Genomic DNA, 11772 nt, shown 5'->3' with positions numbered 1-11772 from the left:
GCGAGGCCTGCATGGGAGTGACGAGGCGGAAAAGGCGACGCTGCAGGTCTCGTGAGGGACATACAACGAACCCAGGCGACCACTCCGGCTCGAGAGGACCAGAGCGCCCAGTCAATGCTGCGGCGCAGGCCAGACGTGCGCGAAGTCGTGGAAACTCGGCCTCGAATTCGTTGACCCAAGAGAACGCTGTAAATAGCGCTACAGAAGATGTGCTATTGAGCGCTGATCCTGCATCACGCTCGAGGATCTGGCTCAAGCTGCCGCCCGATCCGCCTGCCCAAGTAAGCGAGGGCCCCGTCGAGCGTAAACATCTGTGGATAGTCGAGTTCAGGAATGTCGATGCCGAGGCGCTTGTGCAGGGCGGCGACGAGGTTGAGGAAGTCCATGGAGTCGATGTCGAGCGCCTCACGCAGGTCGGCCCGCCTGTCTAGGGAGGACAGGTCGGCCTCCGGCGCAATGTTTCCGAGTTCCTCGAGAATGGTCGTCTCGATGGGCGGCGTGCTCATAGGCGTTCTGGCTCCTGGAGAAGCTTGTCGATATGGGCGAGAAAGAGCGCGCCTGCGTGGCCGTCGCTGACCCGGTGATCGGCCCCCAGCGTCGCCGTCACGACCGGCCGGGGGCCGACTGCGCCGTCGATGACCCAGGGCCGCTGGACAATTTTGCCGAAACCGACGATGGCGACCTGGGGCGGGTAGATAACGCCGTAGAGGGCCTCCACGCCGCGCTCGCCGAGGCTCGACACCGTAATCGTGGCGTCGGCGATTTCCGAGCTGCGCATGCGCCCTGCGCGGGTCCGCTGCACGAGGTCGCGCATCCCGTCCATCAGCTCGCCGAGGGACAGACGATCGGCGTCATGCAGGGCGGGCGCCGCTAGGCCGCCGCCACGGATGGCGATGGCCACTCCGACATGGACCGCACGCGAAGGCTCGAAATTCTTCGTGCCGAAAAATCCGTTGAGGGCCGGAAAGCGCCGGGCGGCCAGCGCGACGGCCTTGATGAACAGGGCCCCCGCGAGCAGCCGGCGCTCCGGTGTTCGCCCGGCGTTCGCCTCCGCGAGCCAATCCAGGGCCGTGGCCATGTCGACGGTGTGCTGGAGGTAGTAGTGGGGTATTTCCCGCTTGGACCGCGCCATGGCCCCCGCAATGGCGGAACGCATGGCGTCGAGATCGAGGCCGGGCCTTGCCCGTGGGCCAGCCACCCGGGGCTCTTCCGCGGGCGCTCGGTCGAGGTCCGGGCTGATAACAGCGCCCCCAGGGCCGCTGCCGGTCAAGGCCGCGAGGTCGAGACCGCGCTCGCTGGCGATCCTGCGCGCGGCCGGCGAGGCAAGAATGCGCTCGGCCGCAGGGCGAAGCTCCGCTTCGGCCGGCGCGGCCGGCCCGGGACGCGCGAGGGGCAGGAAAGGCTTCGGCTCGCCGCCCTCCGGGGCCGCCCCAAGCGCCGCCGTGGCTTCCGGCGAGGACGGCGGAGGGCGAGGGGCAGGCTCGGCCCCCTCGCCTTCCAGCCGAAGTCTCGCCAGGGGAGTCCCGACCGGCACCCTCTCGTCGAGAGGAACGAGAATCTCCTCAACGGTTCCGGATTCGAAGATCTCGATCTCGATGGCGCCCTTCTGCGTCTCGACAACGGCGACAACGTCGCCCCGATGAACCTGGTCCCCCGGCTTCACGAGCCATTCGACGAGCGTGCCGGCCTCCATGTCGGCGCCTAGAGAGGGCATTCGGAACTCGGCCAACGACGCCTCCTATGTGGGCCCCAGCGTGGCCTTCGCCGCCCGTACGATGGCCGGAACCTGCGGCAGCGCCGCCATTTCGAGGTGGCGGGCATAGGGGATCGGCGCCTCTGCGCTGCAGACCCGCCCGACAGGCGCATCGAGCTCCCAGAAGGCCTGCTCGACGATGCGCATTCCGATCTCGGCGGAGATGCTGCCGCTGCGCCAGCCTTCGTCGACGATCACCGCGCGCCTTGTCCGCCGGACGGAGGCCATGATCGTCGCATCGTCCAGGGGGCGGAGCGTGCGCAGGTCGATGACGTCCGCCTCGATGCCGTCGGCGGCAAGCGCCTGCGCTGCGTCCAGCGCCTTCCAGAGCGAGCCGCCATACGTGATCAGTGTCAGGTCGCGGCCCTGCCGCCGAACTGCCGCACGCTCGATGTCGACGGCTCCGGCCCCTGCCGCCAGTTGGCCGGCCATGTTGTAGAGCATCACGTTCTCGAAGATGAGCACCGGGTCCGGCTCCTGCAGCGCCGTCCAGAGCATGCCCCGCGCATCCTCCAGGGTGGCGGGGGCGAGGACCCTGATGCCCGGAATGTGCGCGTACCAGCCTTCGAGACTGTGCGAATGCTGTGCCGCAAGCTGTCTGCCGGCCCCTGTCGCCATGCGGATCACGAGAGGCGCGCCGAACTGGTTGCCGGACATATGCCGGACGGTGGCGGCCGTGTTGAGGATCTGGTCGAGCGCGAGGAGGCTGAAATTGACCGTCATGAGTTCGACGATCGGGCGCATCCCTGCCATGGCGGCGCCGATTCCCGCGCCGGTGAACCCGGATTCTGAGAGCGGGGCGTCGCGGATGCGCTCGGGTCCGAACTCGGCGATAAGGCCCTTGCTCACTGCATAGCAGCCGCCGTAGCGACCGACGTCCTCTCCCATCAGGAAGACGGACGGGTCGCGCCGCATGGCGTCGCGGATCGCCTCGCGGACAGCTTCGCGGTAGGTCGTCTCTAGGGTCTGTGGGATGGGCTCAGGCGGCATGGTGGGCGGCCCCTTCGCCCGGCTTCTCCGCATAGGTGAAGCGGGTGAGCTCCTCGACGCGCTCCCACGCGCCAGCTTCGGCGAAGGCGACCGCTTCCGCGATTTCGGCCGCCACCTCCGCCTCGATCGACGCAAGATCCGCCTCGTGGACGATGTCGTTCTCCTTCAGCCAGCCCTGAAAGCGGACGATCGGCTCGCGGCTGCGCCACTCCTCCACCTCCTTCCTCTCCCGGTAGAGCTGGGCGTCGAACATCGAATGAGCCCTAAGCCGGTAGGTCCGGCACTCGAGAAAGCGCGGGCCTCCGCCGCCCCGGATGGCGGCGACGGCCCGCCGCGCCGCGGCCTCGACGGCGACGACGTCCATGCCGTCCACAGCCTCGGACGAGATCCTGTAGCAGGCGGCCTTGCGCTGGATGTCGGTCTCGGACTCAGAGAGCGCCAGCGCCGTCCCCATCGCGTAGAGATTGTTCTCGCACACGAACAGGACCGGCAGGCGCCACAGCGCCGCGAGGTTGAGGCTCTCGTGGAACTCGCCCTCCGCGACTGCGCCTTCCCCGAAGAAGCAGGCGGTCACGTGCGGTTCGCCCCGCATGTGGTCGGCAAGGGCGAGCCCGACGGAAAGCGGCAGTCCGCCGCCCACGATGGCGTTGCCGCCGTAGAAATTCGTCGTGCGGTCGAAGAGGTGCATGGAGCCGCCCCGGCCCCGGCTGCAGCCCTCCACCTTGCCGTACATCTCCGCCATGACTGCGTTCATCGGCACGCCGCGCACCAAGGCGTGCCCGTGCTCGCGATAGGTCGCGACGACCCGGTCCCGCTCCTCCAGTACAGGAATGACCCCTACCGCAATGGCTTCCTCGCCATCGTAGAGATGCAGGAATCCGCGAATCTTCTCCTGCGTGTAGAGCTCCGCGCACTTGTCCTCGAAGCGGCGGATGCGGACCATCTGGCGCAGCAGCCAGAGCAGATGGTCGCGGGTCAGGTGGGGCTTGTCGGTACGCAGCATGTCAATGCTCCTCGCCTTCGAGCGTCGACGTGTCCCCCTCCGGAAGTCCAAGTTCGCGCGCCTTCAGCAGCCGGCGCATGATCTTCCCGCTGCGCGTCCTCGGGAGGCTGTCGCGGAAGGCGATGTCCTTCGGCGCGACCGCGGGCCCCAGAAGCTTGCGGGCATGGCCGAGCAGCTCCTTCCGGAGTTCCTCCCCCGCCGCGAAACCCGGCTTGAGCGCGACGAAGGCCTTGATGGCCTCTCCTGCCGTCGGATCCGGAATTCCGATCACCCCGGCTTCGGCGATGGCAGGGTGCTCCATGAGCGCGCTCTCGACCTCGAAGGGACCGATGAGGTGTCCGGCGCTCTTGATGACGTCATCGGCGCGGCCGATGAACCAGTAGTATCCTTCGGCGTCGCGCATCGCGAGGTCGCCGGTGAGATACCAGCCGCCGGCGAAGCATTTGCGGTAGCGCTCCTCCTCGTTGAGGTAGCCTCGCATCATGGAGGGCCAGCCCGGTCGCAGCGCCAATTCTCCGCTCGTCATGGACCGCCCCACCTCGCGGACGCCGCCGTCCGGGAGGCGCTCGACAATGCCCGCCTCCACGCCCGGGATCGGACGGCCCATCGAGCCCGGCTTTACGTCCATGGACAGGAAGTTGGAGATCGTGATGCCGCCGGTCTCGGTCTGCCACCAATTGTCGTGGAACGGCTTGCCGAATGCCTCGAGTCCCCAGGCCACTGCCTCGGGGTTCAGCGGCTCGCCGACGCTCGCCATCAGCCGGAGCGCCGAGAGATCGAAGCGCTTCGCGACACTGGCGCCGACTTTCATCAGCATGCGGATGGCGGTTGGCGCGGTATACCAGACGTTGACTTTTTGATCCTGCAGGATGGCGTACCAACGCGCGGCATCGAACTCAGCCTGGTCGACGACGAGCGTCACGCCATTGGTCAGCGGTGAGATCAGTCCGTAGGACGTGCCCGTCACCCATCCTGGATCGGCCGTGCACCAGAAGATGTCCCCTTCCCGTAGGTCGAGGGCGAAGCGTCCCGTCACATGATGCGCCACAACCGCCTCATGCACGTGGACTGCGCCCTTTGGCCGGCCTGTTGTCCCGCTTGTGAAATGCAAAAGGGCCATGTCTTGGGGATCGGTGCGAACCGTCTCGAAGGTGACCGGCATCTCTTCGAGGGCTCCCGCGAGTGGGATCGTTCCGGTCGGAGGAGTGGCGGAGCAGTCGGTGAGAAACACCGTTTCGAGGCTGGGCAGATCCGCGCGCCAGGGCTCCACCTTCCTGCGGTACAAGGTTTCCGACGTGACGAGGACTCGCGCCCCGCCAATCGTCATGCGCGCCCGCACAGGCTCTGGTCCGAAGGCGGAGAAGAGGGGCGAGAAGACGCTGCCGTTGTTCAACGTCCCCAGCGCGGTGAAATAAAGCTCAGGGACGCGCCCGAGCAGGGAGAAGACTCGATCGCCTTTGCCGACTCCCCTTGAGGCCAGGAGGTTGGCGAAGCGGTTCACTAGGGCGTTGAGATCCGCATAGCTGAAGTCCCTGACGGAGCCGTCCCGTCCGAGCCAGCGCAAGGCGAGCGCCTCGCCCCGCCCCGCTCGGACATGGCGCTCGACCGCCTCGTAGGCGATGTTGAGCCCACCCCCGGGCAGGCCGTCGAGCATGGCGCGGGCCTGCCGCCAGGAGAAGGCTCGAGCCCCGGCTTCGTAGTCGGGCAGGTTGGCTCCAGCGCGCTCTTCGTCACTTTTGTGGATTGTGGGCCAGGTCACGGCGGTCTGCCCCGGTGACTTTTTCCAGTCGAAGGGTGCGCCCCGGCGCGCCCCGTGGCCGTGATCTGAATCAGTTCGGACGCGACTTCATATTGATGGTCGCTTCTAGCGCCACTGTCCGGCGGTGAAAGCATCCGGGCCGCAGAGCCTTGAGCCTCGGGGCCGGCCTGCGATCCCGAGAAGGCAGGGAAGGTCAGCTCGATGGGGCGCCCTCGCAGCAGGCCTCAACGAGCCCGCAGCGCCCGCAGCGATAAGAGCCGTGCTCCGGGCGGACGGGACCGCCGCAGATCGGGCAGTTGTACACCTCCGGCAGGGGCGGCGGCTGGCCGCCGGCTTTCATGGCTCCCCCTCGGAGCGGAGGTCTTGGGTCTAGGGTTTTCCCGCTTGGCGTCCCCCGTGTCGACCTCCCTCTGGTCGGCATGGCCTCGTTGTCACGAGCCACGGCGTCGCCCCCCGCTCTCAGCCACCTCAAGGACAGCGCCACTGCGCCCATGCGACACGCTGCAGCCTCGCGCCTGAGTAGCCAGCCTTTGCTCAAGCCAGGCGCGTTCCTCGCCGTTGACGTCGATGAGTCGGAAGCCCTGCATTTTGAATGGGGCAACCTCCAGATGCAGCAGTTTGCGTCGCTGCACGTCCATGACCGGCATGTAAATCAGACTCAGATCGGGACGAAAGTCTTCGTAACCTTCGATGCCCTCGTAGTCGTTGATCAGGTCTCCGCACCCGTAGAGGATGAGCCCGCCCTGATGAAGCTCCACTGCCTTGGGGTGGTGCGATGAGTGGCCGTGGACGATCTGGACCCCAGCCCTCTCGATGACCGCATGGGCGAACGCCCGCTGCGATGGCTCGATCGCATAGCCCCAATTCGGACCCCAGTGAATGGACAGGATCACCAGGTCATTCGGCCTGCGCGCGGCCGAAAGGACGGCTCCTATCTCCGCCACCGCTTCATCGCCCAGATCGGGCAGAAGCCACACGCCAGGCGCAGCGCCCCCGGCCGCCCATCGGGAAGGAACCCCGCTCGACCTCGTCGCGCAGGAAAAAACGAGAACGCGCCCGCCCCGAACTGGAATGGGGGCCGGCGCCGTGGCTTCCGACCAGTTTCGGCCGGCGCCCGCAAAGGCGATCCCCGCTTTTCGGAGGCAGTCGAGGGTGTCGAGAAGCCCCTCCATGCCGAAGTCCCCGATGTGGTTGTTCGCCAGCGCGCAGCAGTCGATGCGGGCGGCTTCCAGCACGCCGATATTGAGCGGGTGCATGCGGTAGTTGATGCCCTTGGGCTCAAACGCGTCGTGCTCTGTGACGCTCGTTTCCAGATTGATGATCCTGGCGTCCACATCCGCGCTGCCGAGCGTCGCAAGCGCCGAACCCCAGGGGTATTCAGGAGGGGCGTTGCGCGGAATGCCCGTCCCGAGCCGCCTTTCCGCGAGTTCCACATACTGCAGCGCGGAATGGAGGTAGCCCTCCTTCAGCGCGGGCGAGGACGGATGGCCCAGGATCTGGTCGATCCCTCGCCCGAGCATCACGTCTCCCGCCAGGGCCAGGCGCAGGGGTTTGATATCGACGGCAGGAGCAGCCACGGCGTCCATCAATCGGGCCACAACGAGCGCAGTTCATCCGGCGTGAACGCCTTGGCTTCTTCCAGTTCGGGGCCGGGCAGGCGCTCAGCCAGGAGGGCGAAGACGGCGCGGGCGACCTGTTCCGGATCGATCCCCGGCTCCCTGTGGACGGCTTCATGGATCCGTTCGAGGAGGTGGGCCCGCGTTGGCGACAACCGCGCCGAAGGGCGCCAACCCTCGTAGTAGAACCCACGCAGCAGCGTCGGCAGGCATGCGCCGAGCGCGATCGCCTCCTCGCGATCGATTGCGTCCCGCAGCCCATGGAGGGCGGCGATCATGGCTGGCAGGACGTTGCGACGCTCACGCCATCCCAGGCGATCCCCAAGGTCCTCGATCCACCGGGCGCTTACGGCCAGCGCCTCTTCGAGCGCCCGAGGTTGCGAAGCTGATGGGGACATTTCGACCTCTCGCGGTCCGACCGCCGGTTCTCGCGGCTCGGTGTCGAGGGGCGTCAGTCTAGGAGGCCTGATCTGGCGTGGACTGCGTTCGCTCAGTATCGAATCCGCGCCGTGGGCGATGCTGGAGGCGGGCCATTCTCTGTCCCGAGGGAAGGACAGGGCGATGCATCGCTTGATTCCTTTGTCCGGAGATCGAAACGGGACCTTGGCGGGCCCGGATCAGGCTCGCGGCCTCATCCTCTTCGCCCATGGCAGCGGATCGAGTCGCCTCAGCCCGCGCAATGCGGCTGTCGCGCAGATCCTCGTGGAACGCGGGTTCGGGACCTTGCTGTTCGATCTGCTCACCGAGAGCGAGGCTTGCGACCGCGGAAACGTCTTCGATATCGCCCTCCTCGCGTCGCGGCTCGAGGACGCAATGACTCACCTGACGAAGCTGACCGGGATGGCGAAGCAGCCCCTGGGCCTGTTCGGCGCGAGCACGGGCGCAGCCGCGGCCCTCGTCGCGGCGGCGAGACGGCCCGAGAGGGTCTTCGCGGTCGTCTCGCGCGGCGGACGGCCCGATCTCGCGGGCCAGGATCTGGCGCGCGTGCGGGCGCCGACGCTCCTCATCGTCGGCGGTCACGATAGCCAAGTTCTCGCGCTCAATCGGAGCGCCATGTCGCAGATGTCCTGCGAAGCGCGACTGCATATCATCCCAGGCGCGACGCATCTGTTCGAAGAACCAGGGGCCCTTGAAGCCGTGTCTCTCGCCGCGGCCGATTGGTTCGAAGAACATCTTTCCCCTGAACCGTGAATCAGAACAGGCCACAATCCTTGGCCCTTGCGGCGACCGGCCAAGGCGAGGCGCGCAATTCCAGGCAGTCACGTCGGCCCTCGGCCCGGAACTGATCCCGAACAGGGCGGCTTCCGCGTGACCGCGTAGGGTGCTCGCGACCCACGCACCGGCAGGAGAGCATCATGTCCGAGTTCACGAAGCTTCCCGTCCAGTCCGAGGGCATGCTCAAGGTCATGCTGCCGAAGACGGCCGAGGCCTAGAAAGAGACCAGGATCACCGTCAAGGCGGCCTGACCGCCCCTCTCGCGCGGGCGCCCGGCCCGCGCGTCCCGGCCCTGGAGCCCGGCAACGGCGCCCCGCGGCGAAACCCCTGTCATGAACGGAGGCGGGCGCTCGCCCGCAATCGCGGCCATGAACACCACCCATGTCTCCGCCCTGGACCACACCATCGAACAGACCAACGCCTGGCTGAAGAAGCTGGAGGCCGGCGCATTCGCGGACCGCCACCAGGCCTATTCCGGGCTCAGGGCCGTGCTCCACGCCCTCCGAGACAGGCTCACGCCGGAGCAGGCGATCCACCTGGGCGCGCAATTTCCCATGCTGGTTCGGGGCATCTACTACGAAGGCTGGAAACCGTCGCGTTCGCCCGCCCCGGATCGTCACCTGCCGGAATTCCTGGCGCGGATCGCCTCCGAATTCCCGCCGCAGTTTCCTTATTCGGCCGAAGCGACAGCCGAAGCGGTCCTGAAGCTGCTTTGGGAAGAGTTGGACCCGGGCGAGACCGCCAAGGTCATCCAGTCCATGCCCTCGGAGGTTCGAAGCCTCTGGCCGACGATCGCCGTGCCCTAGGCGGCTGTGAATTGGAAGGGGCCGAAGCATGCTTCCATGTTCGCCCCAGCACGCGTCTCAACCCGCCGTCGGCCAGAGCGGATGGGAGACCTTTCCGCACGACGCCGACATCGGCGTGAGGGGCTATGGGGCCACCTGCGCTGAAGCTTTCGCGATGGCGGCCTTGGCGCTCGTGAGCGTCGCCGTGGATCCCGAGGGCGTGCGCTGCCTAGAGGGTCGCAAGATCGCCTGCCAGGCGGACGACCCCGTCGTCCTCCTGGTGGACTGGCTGAACGCCATCATCGTCGAGATCAGCGCCGGTCGCCTGATCTTCGGGCGGTTCCGGGTCGCCATCCAGGATGGTCGCCTCGACGGCGAGGCCTGGGGCGAGCCCATCGACATCGTCCGGCACCACCCGGCCGCCGAGCCCAAGGGCGCCACCTTCACGGAGGCCCGGGTCGCGCGCGAGCCGGAGGGCCGCTGGGTCGCCCAATGCGTGGTGGACGTGTGAGATGGATCCGTCCCTGCTCAAGCGCGAAGATCGCTGCCGCTGGGTGATCCCGCCAACGGGCGCCATGCGCGTCCGGGGCGTGATCTACGCCGATCGAGACCTCATCCTGGGGATGGACGACAAGGTCCGCGTCCAGTTGTCGAACGTCGCGAGCCTGCCGGGCATCGTCGGCGACGCGGTCGCGATGCCGGACGCCCACTGGGGTTACGGCTTCCCCATTGGCGGCGTGGCCGCATTCGATGCGGACGCCGGCGGGGTGATCTGCGCCGGCGGCGTGGGGTTCGACATCTCTTGCGGTGTCCGCCTTCTCGTCAGCGAGCTCTCGGCCGCCCACGCGCGTCCGCGCCGGGGAGAACTCGCGGAGGCCCTGTTCCGCGGCGTCCCGGCTGGCCTGGGCAGCGAAGGTGCGATCACGCTGGACGACATCGACATGACCGCCATGCTCAACGGCGGGGCGCGCTGGGCCGTGGAGCGGGGCTGGGGTCGCCCGGAGGACCTCCCCCGCATCGAGGAAGGCGGCGCCATGGGCGGCGCAATGCCGGAGGCCGTCTCCGAGCAGGCCCGGCGACGCCAGCGCCGGGAAATGGGCACGCTTGGCTCAGGCAACCACTACCTGGAGGTCCAGGAAGTGACCGAGATCTTCGACGAGGCCGTCGCGGCCGGCTACGGCCTGGAGCGCGGACGCGTCGTCGTCAGCATTCACTGCGGCTCGCGCGGGCTCGGCCATCAGATCGGGACAGAGTTCATGCGGGAGATGCTGCTGGCGGCGCCTGGGTTCGGCCTTCATCTTCCCGACCGCGAGCTGGCCTGCGCCCCGATCAGGTCCGAGCTCGGGACGCGCTACCTGGGAGCCATGCGCGCCGCCGTGAACTGCGCCTTGGCCAACCGCGAGATCGTGGCCCACCTGACGCGCCAGGTCTTCGCCCGGATGTTCGAGCGGGGACGACTGTCACTGCTGTTCGACGTGTCGCACAACACCTGCAAGGTCGAGAGTCATGTGGTCGCGGGGGAGCGCAGGCGGTTGCATGTGCACCGCAAGGGAGCCACGCGGGCGCTGGCCGGCGGCCATCCGGATCTGCCCGAGGACCTCCGGCCCTATGGCCAGCCCGTGCTGATCGGAGGCAGCATGGCGGTGGGCTCCTATGTGCTCGTGGGGACGCCCGAGGCGGAGCGGGCGGCGTTCGCCTCCGCCTGCCACGGCGCAGGCCGCGCCATGAGCCGGCACGAGGCGCTCCGGCGCTTCGGCGGACGCCAGATCCAGGACCACCTCGCCAGCGAGGGAATCGTGGTGAAGAGCCCCTCCACCCGCGGCATCGCCGAGGAAGCGCCCGACGCCTACAAGAACCTCGACGCGGTCGTGCTCGCCGCCGAGATGGCGGGCCTGGCCCGGCGCGTGGCGCGGCTCTCCCCCTTCGCTTGCGTGAAAGGGTGACAGCCGGATCCGCCGCCCTTGTCTGGACCGCGCCGCAGGCCAGAACTGATCCTCAGCAACCCCGTTCGCGCGCTGCGGCCTAGTGTGGCGCATCTGAACCGAATGCGGGACTTCCGGACGGGTCGGGCGAAGGCGTGGGCTGCGGGCCTGACCGCCGGCCTACACGCTCCCGTTCCAACCTCCATGGTGGGTCATGCAAACACCCGTTGCGAGCACTGTCGGGCCGGGCGCCGCGACCGTGCCGCCGCAGGAGCGGGCGCGGGACAACATCTATGTGGCGGACAGGCTGGATGAAACGGCCGACCTGCTGGACTTGCAGGACGCCAACCCGTTCCGGGTCCGCGCCTACCGCAACGCCGCCCGCACCATCCGCAGGCACGGCGTGTCCGTCGCCGAGATGATGTCCAAGGGCCCGCCGCTCACGGACCTTCCCGGGATCGGCGAGGACCTCGCCGGCAAGATCTCCGAATGCGCCCTCACAGGCAGCCACGCCCTGCTGCGCGACCTCCGCCACAGGGTCCCCCACTTCGTGGTTGAGTTGCTGGAGATTCCCGGCATCGGGCCCAGGCGCGCGATGGCGCTGTGGCGGGACCTGGGCGTGCGCACGCGCGAGCAGCTGCGCAGGGCCGCGCAGGACGGGCGCATCGCCGGCGCGCGCGGGCTCGGGCGGGCCGCGCAGGACGCGATCGCGGCCATGCTCGCGCAGGC

12 protein-coding genes are annotated in these 11772 nt (G+C 68.1%); 5 read left to right on the top strand and 7 right to left on the bottom strand.

The window, feature by feature from the left end; all coding sequences use genetic code 11:
* Window positions 1–233: 233 nt before the first annotated feature.
* From SLNSH_RS21610 to SLNSH_RS21580, 7 genes are all read right to left on the bottom strand, one after another.
* Window positions 234–506 (bottom strand): acyl carrier protein, encoded by a 273-nt coding sequence (locus tag SLNSH_RS21610; protein ID WP_106339881.1) that lies wholly within the window; start codon window positions 504–506, stop codon window positions 234–236.
* The gene (locus SLNSH_RS21605) at window positions 503–1729 is read right to left on the bottom strand and encodes a dihydrolipoamide acetyltransferase family protein (RefSeq protein ID WP_106339879.1); all 1227 of its coding nucleotides are present in this window, start codon (window positions 1727–1729) and stop codon (window positions 503–505) included. The genes SLNSH_RS21610 and SLNSH_RS21605 overlap by 4 nt, the downstream gene beginning before the upstream one ends.
* Before the next feature lie 9 nt (window positions 1730–1738).
* On the bottom strand, window positions 1739–2743 hold the full coding sequence (locus tag SLNSH_RS21600; protein ID WP_106339877.1) for an alpha-ketoacid dehydrogenase subunit beta: 1005 nt from the start codon (window positions 2741–2743) through the stop codon (window positions 1739–1741).
* Complete coding sequence (gene pdhA / locus SLNSH_RS21595) at window positions 2733–3746, bottom strand: pyruvate dehydrogenase (acetyl-transferring) E1 component subunit alpha (RefSeq protein ID WP_106339875.1); 1014 nt, start codon at window positions 3744–3746, stop codon at window positions 2733–2735. Before pdhA ends, SLNSH_RS21600 begins: the two co-directional genes overlap by 11 nt.
* A 1-nt stretch (window position 3747) precedes the next feature.
* Complete coding sequence (gene acsA / locus SLNSH_RS21590; protein ID WP_106339873.1) at window positions 3748–5505, bottom strand: acetate--CoA ligase; 1758 nt, start codon at window positions 5503–5505, stop codon at window positions 3748–3750.
* A gap of 431 nt (window positions 5506–5936) precedes the next feature.
* Window positions 5937–7091, bottom strand: a complete 1155-nt coding sequence (locus tag SLNSH_RS21585; protein WP_106339871.1) for a CapA family protein — start codon at window positions 7089–7091, stop codon at window positions 5937–5939.
* Window positions 7091–7519 carry a DUF2267 domain-containing protein gene (locus tag SLNSH_RS21580; protein WP_106339869.1) on the bottom strand — a complete coding sequence of 143 codons (429 nt, stop codon included), beginning with the start codon at window positions 7517–7519 and terminating at the stop codon, window positions 7091–7093. Before SLNSH_RS21580 ends, SLNSH_RS21585 begins: the two co-directional genes overlap by 1 nt.
* Window positions 7520–7637: 118 nt before the next feature.
* On the opposite strand from SLNSH_RS21580, the gene SLNSH_RS25180 reads away from it, so the two are divergent.
* The 5 genes from SLNSH_RS25180 to SLNSH_RS24710 all read left to right on the top strand — a co-directional run.
* Entirely contained in the window at window positions 7638–8312 is a 675-nt protein-coding gene (locus SLNSH_RS25180; protein WP_342587872.1) for a dienelactone hydrolase family protein, read from the top strand.
* A gap of 392 nt (window positions 8313–8704) precedes the next feature.
* Window positions 8705–9142, top strand: a complete 438-nt coding sequence (locus tag SLNSH_RS21570) for a DUF2267 domain-containing protein (protein ID WP_106339865.1) — start codon at window positions 8705–8707, stop codon at window positions 9140–9142.
* 28 nt (window positions 9143–9170) lie between these two features.
* Window positions 9171–9632, top strand: a complete 462-nt coding sequence (locus SLNSH_RS21565) for an archease (RefSeq protein ID WP_106339863.1) — start codon at window positions 9171–9173, stop codon at window positions 9630–9632.
* 1 nt (window position 9633) lies between these two features.
* Window positions 9634–11064, top strand: coding sequence for an RtcB family protein (locus tag SLNSH_RS21560; protein WP_106339861.1), 1431 nt, complete (start codon window positions 9634–9636; stop codon window positions 11062–11064).
* A gap of 193 nt (window positions 11065–11257) precedes the next feature.
* Window positions 11258–11772: helix-hairpin-helix domain-containing protein (locus SLNSH_RS24710; RefSeq protein WP_245422448.1), on the top strand; the 515-nt coding region annotated here is incomplete at its 3' end.

This window comes from Alsobacter soli (genome assembly GCF_003004785.1).
Taxonomy (GTDB): Bacteria; Pseudomonadota; Alphaproteobacteria; order Rhizobiales; family Beijerinckiaceae; genus Alsobacter; species Alsobacter soli.
The sequence above is the reverse complement of the archived record's forward strand: the minus strand, read 5'-3'. Positions and strand labels throughout refer to the sequence as shown.

Excerpts from the sequence above, each read along its gene's own strand:
- SLNSH_RS21585 (WP_106339871.1), bottom strand. The coding sequence starts at position 7,091 with ATGGACGCCGTGGCTGCTCCTGCCGTCGATATCAAACCCCTGCGCCTG.
- SLNSH_RS21570 (WP_106339865.1), top strand. The coding sequence starts at position 8,705 with ATGAACACCACCCATGTCTCCGCCCTGGACCACACCATCGAACAGACC.
- SLNSH_RS21580 (WP_106339869.1), bottom strand. The coding sequence starts at position 7,519 with ATGTCCCCATCAGCTTCGCAACCTCGGGCGCTCGAAGAGGCGCTGGCC.
- SLNSH_RS25180 (WP_342587872.1), top strand. The coding sequence starts at position 7,638 with ATGCTGGAGGCGGGCCATTCTCTGTCCCGAGGGAAGGACAGGGCGATG.
- SLNSH_RS21600 (WP_106339877.1), bottom strand. The coding sequence starts at position 2,743 with ATGCCGCCTGAGCCCATCCCACAGACCCTAGAGACGACCTACCGCGAA.
- SLNSH_RS21610 (WP_106339881.1), bottom strand. The coding sequence starts at position 506 with ATGAGCACGCCGCCCATCGAGACGACCATTCTCGAGGAACTCGGAAAC.
- pdhA (WP_106339875.1), bottom strand. The coding sequence starts at position 3,746 with ATGCTGCGTACCGACAAGCCCCACCTGACCCGCGACCATCTGCTCTGG.
- SLNSH_RS21560 (WP_106339861.1), top strand. The coding sequence starts at position 9,634 with ATGGATCCGTCCCTGCTCAAGCGCGAAGATCGCTGCCGCTGGGTGATC.
- SLNSH_RS21565 (WP_106339863.1), top strand. The coding sequence starts at position 9,171 with ATGCTTCCATGTTCGCCCCAGCACGCGTCTCAACCCGCCGTCGGCCAG.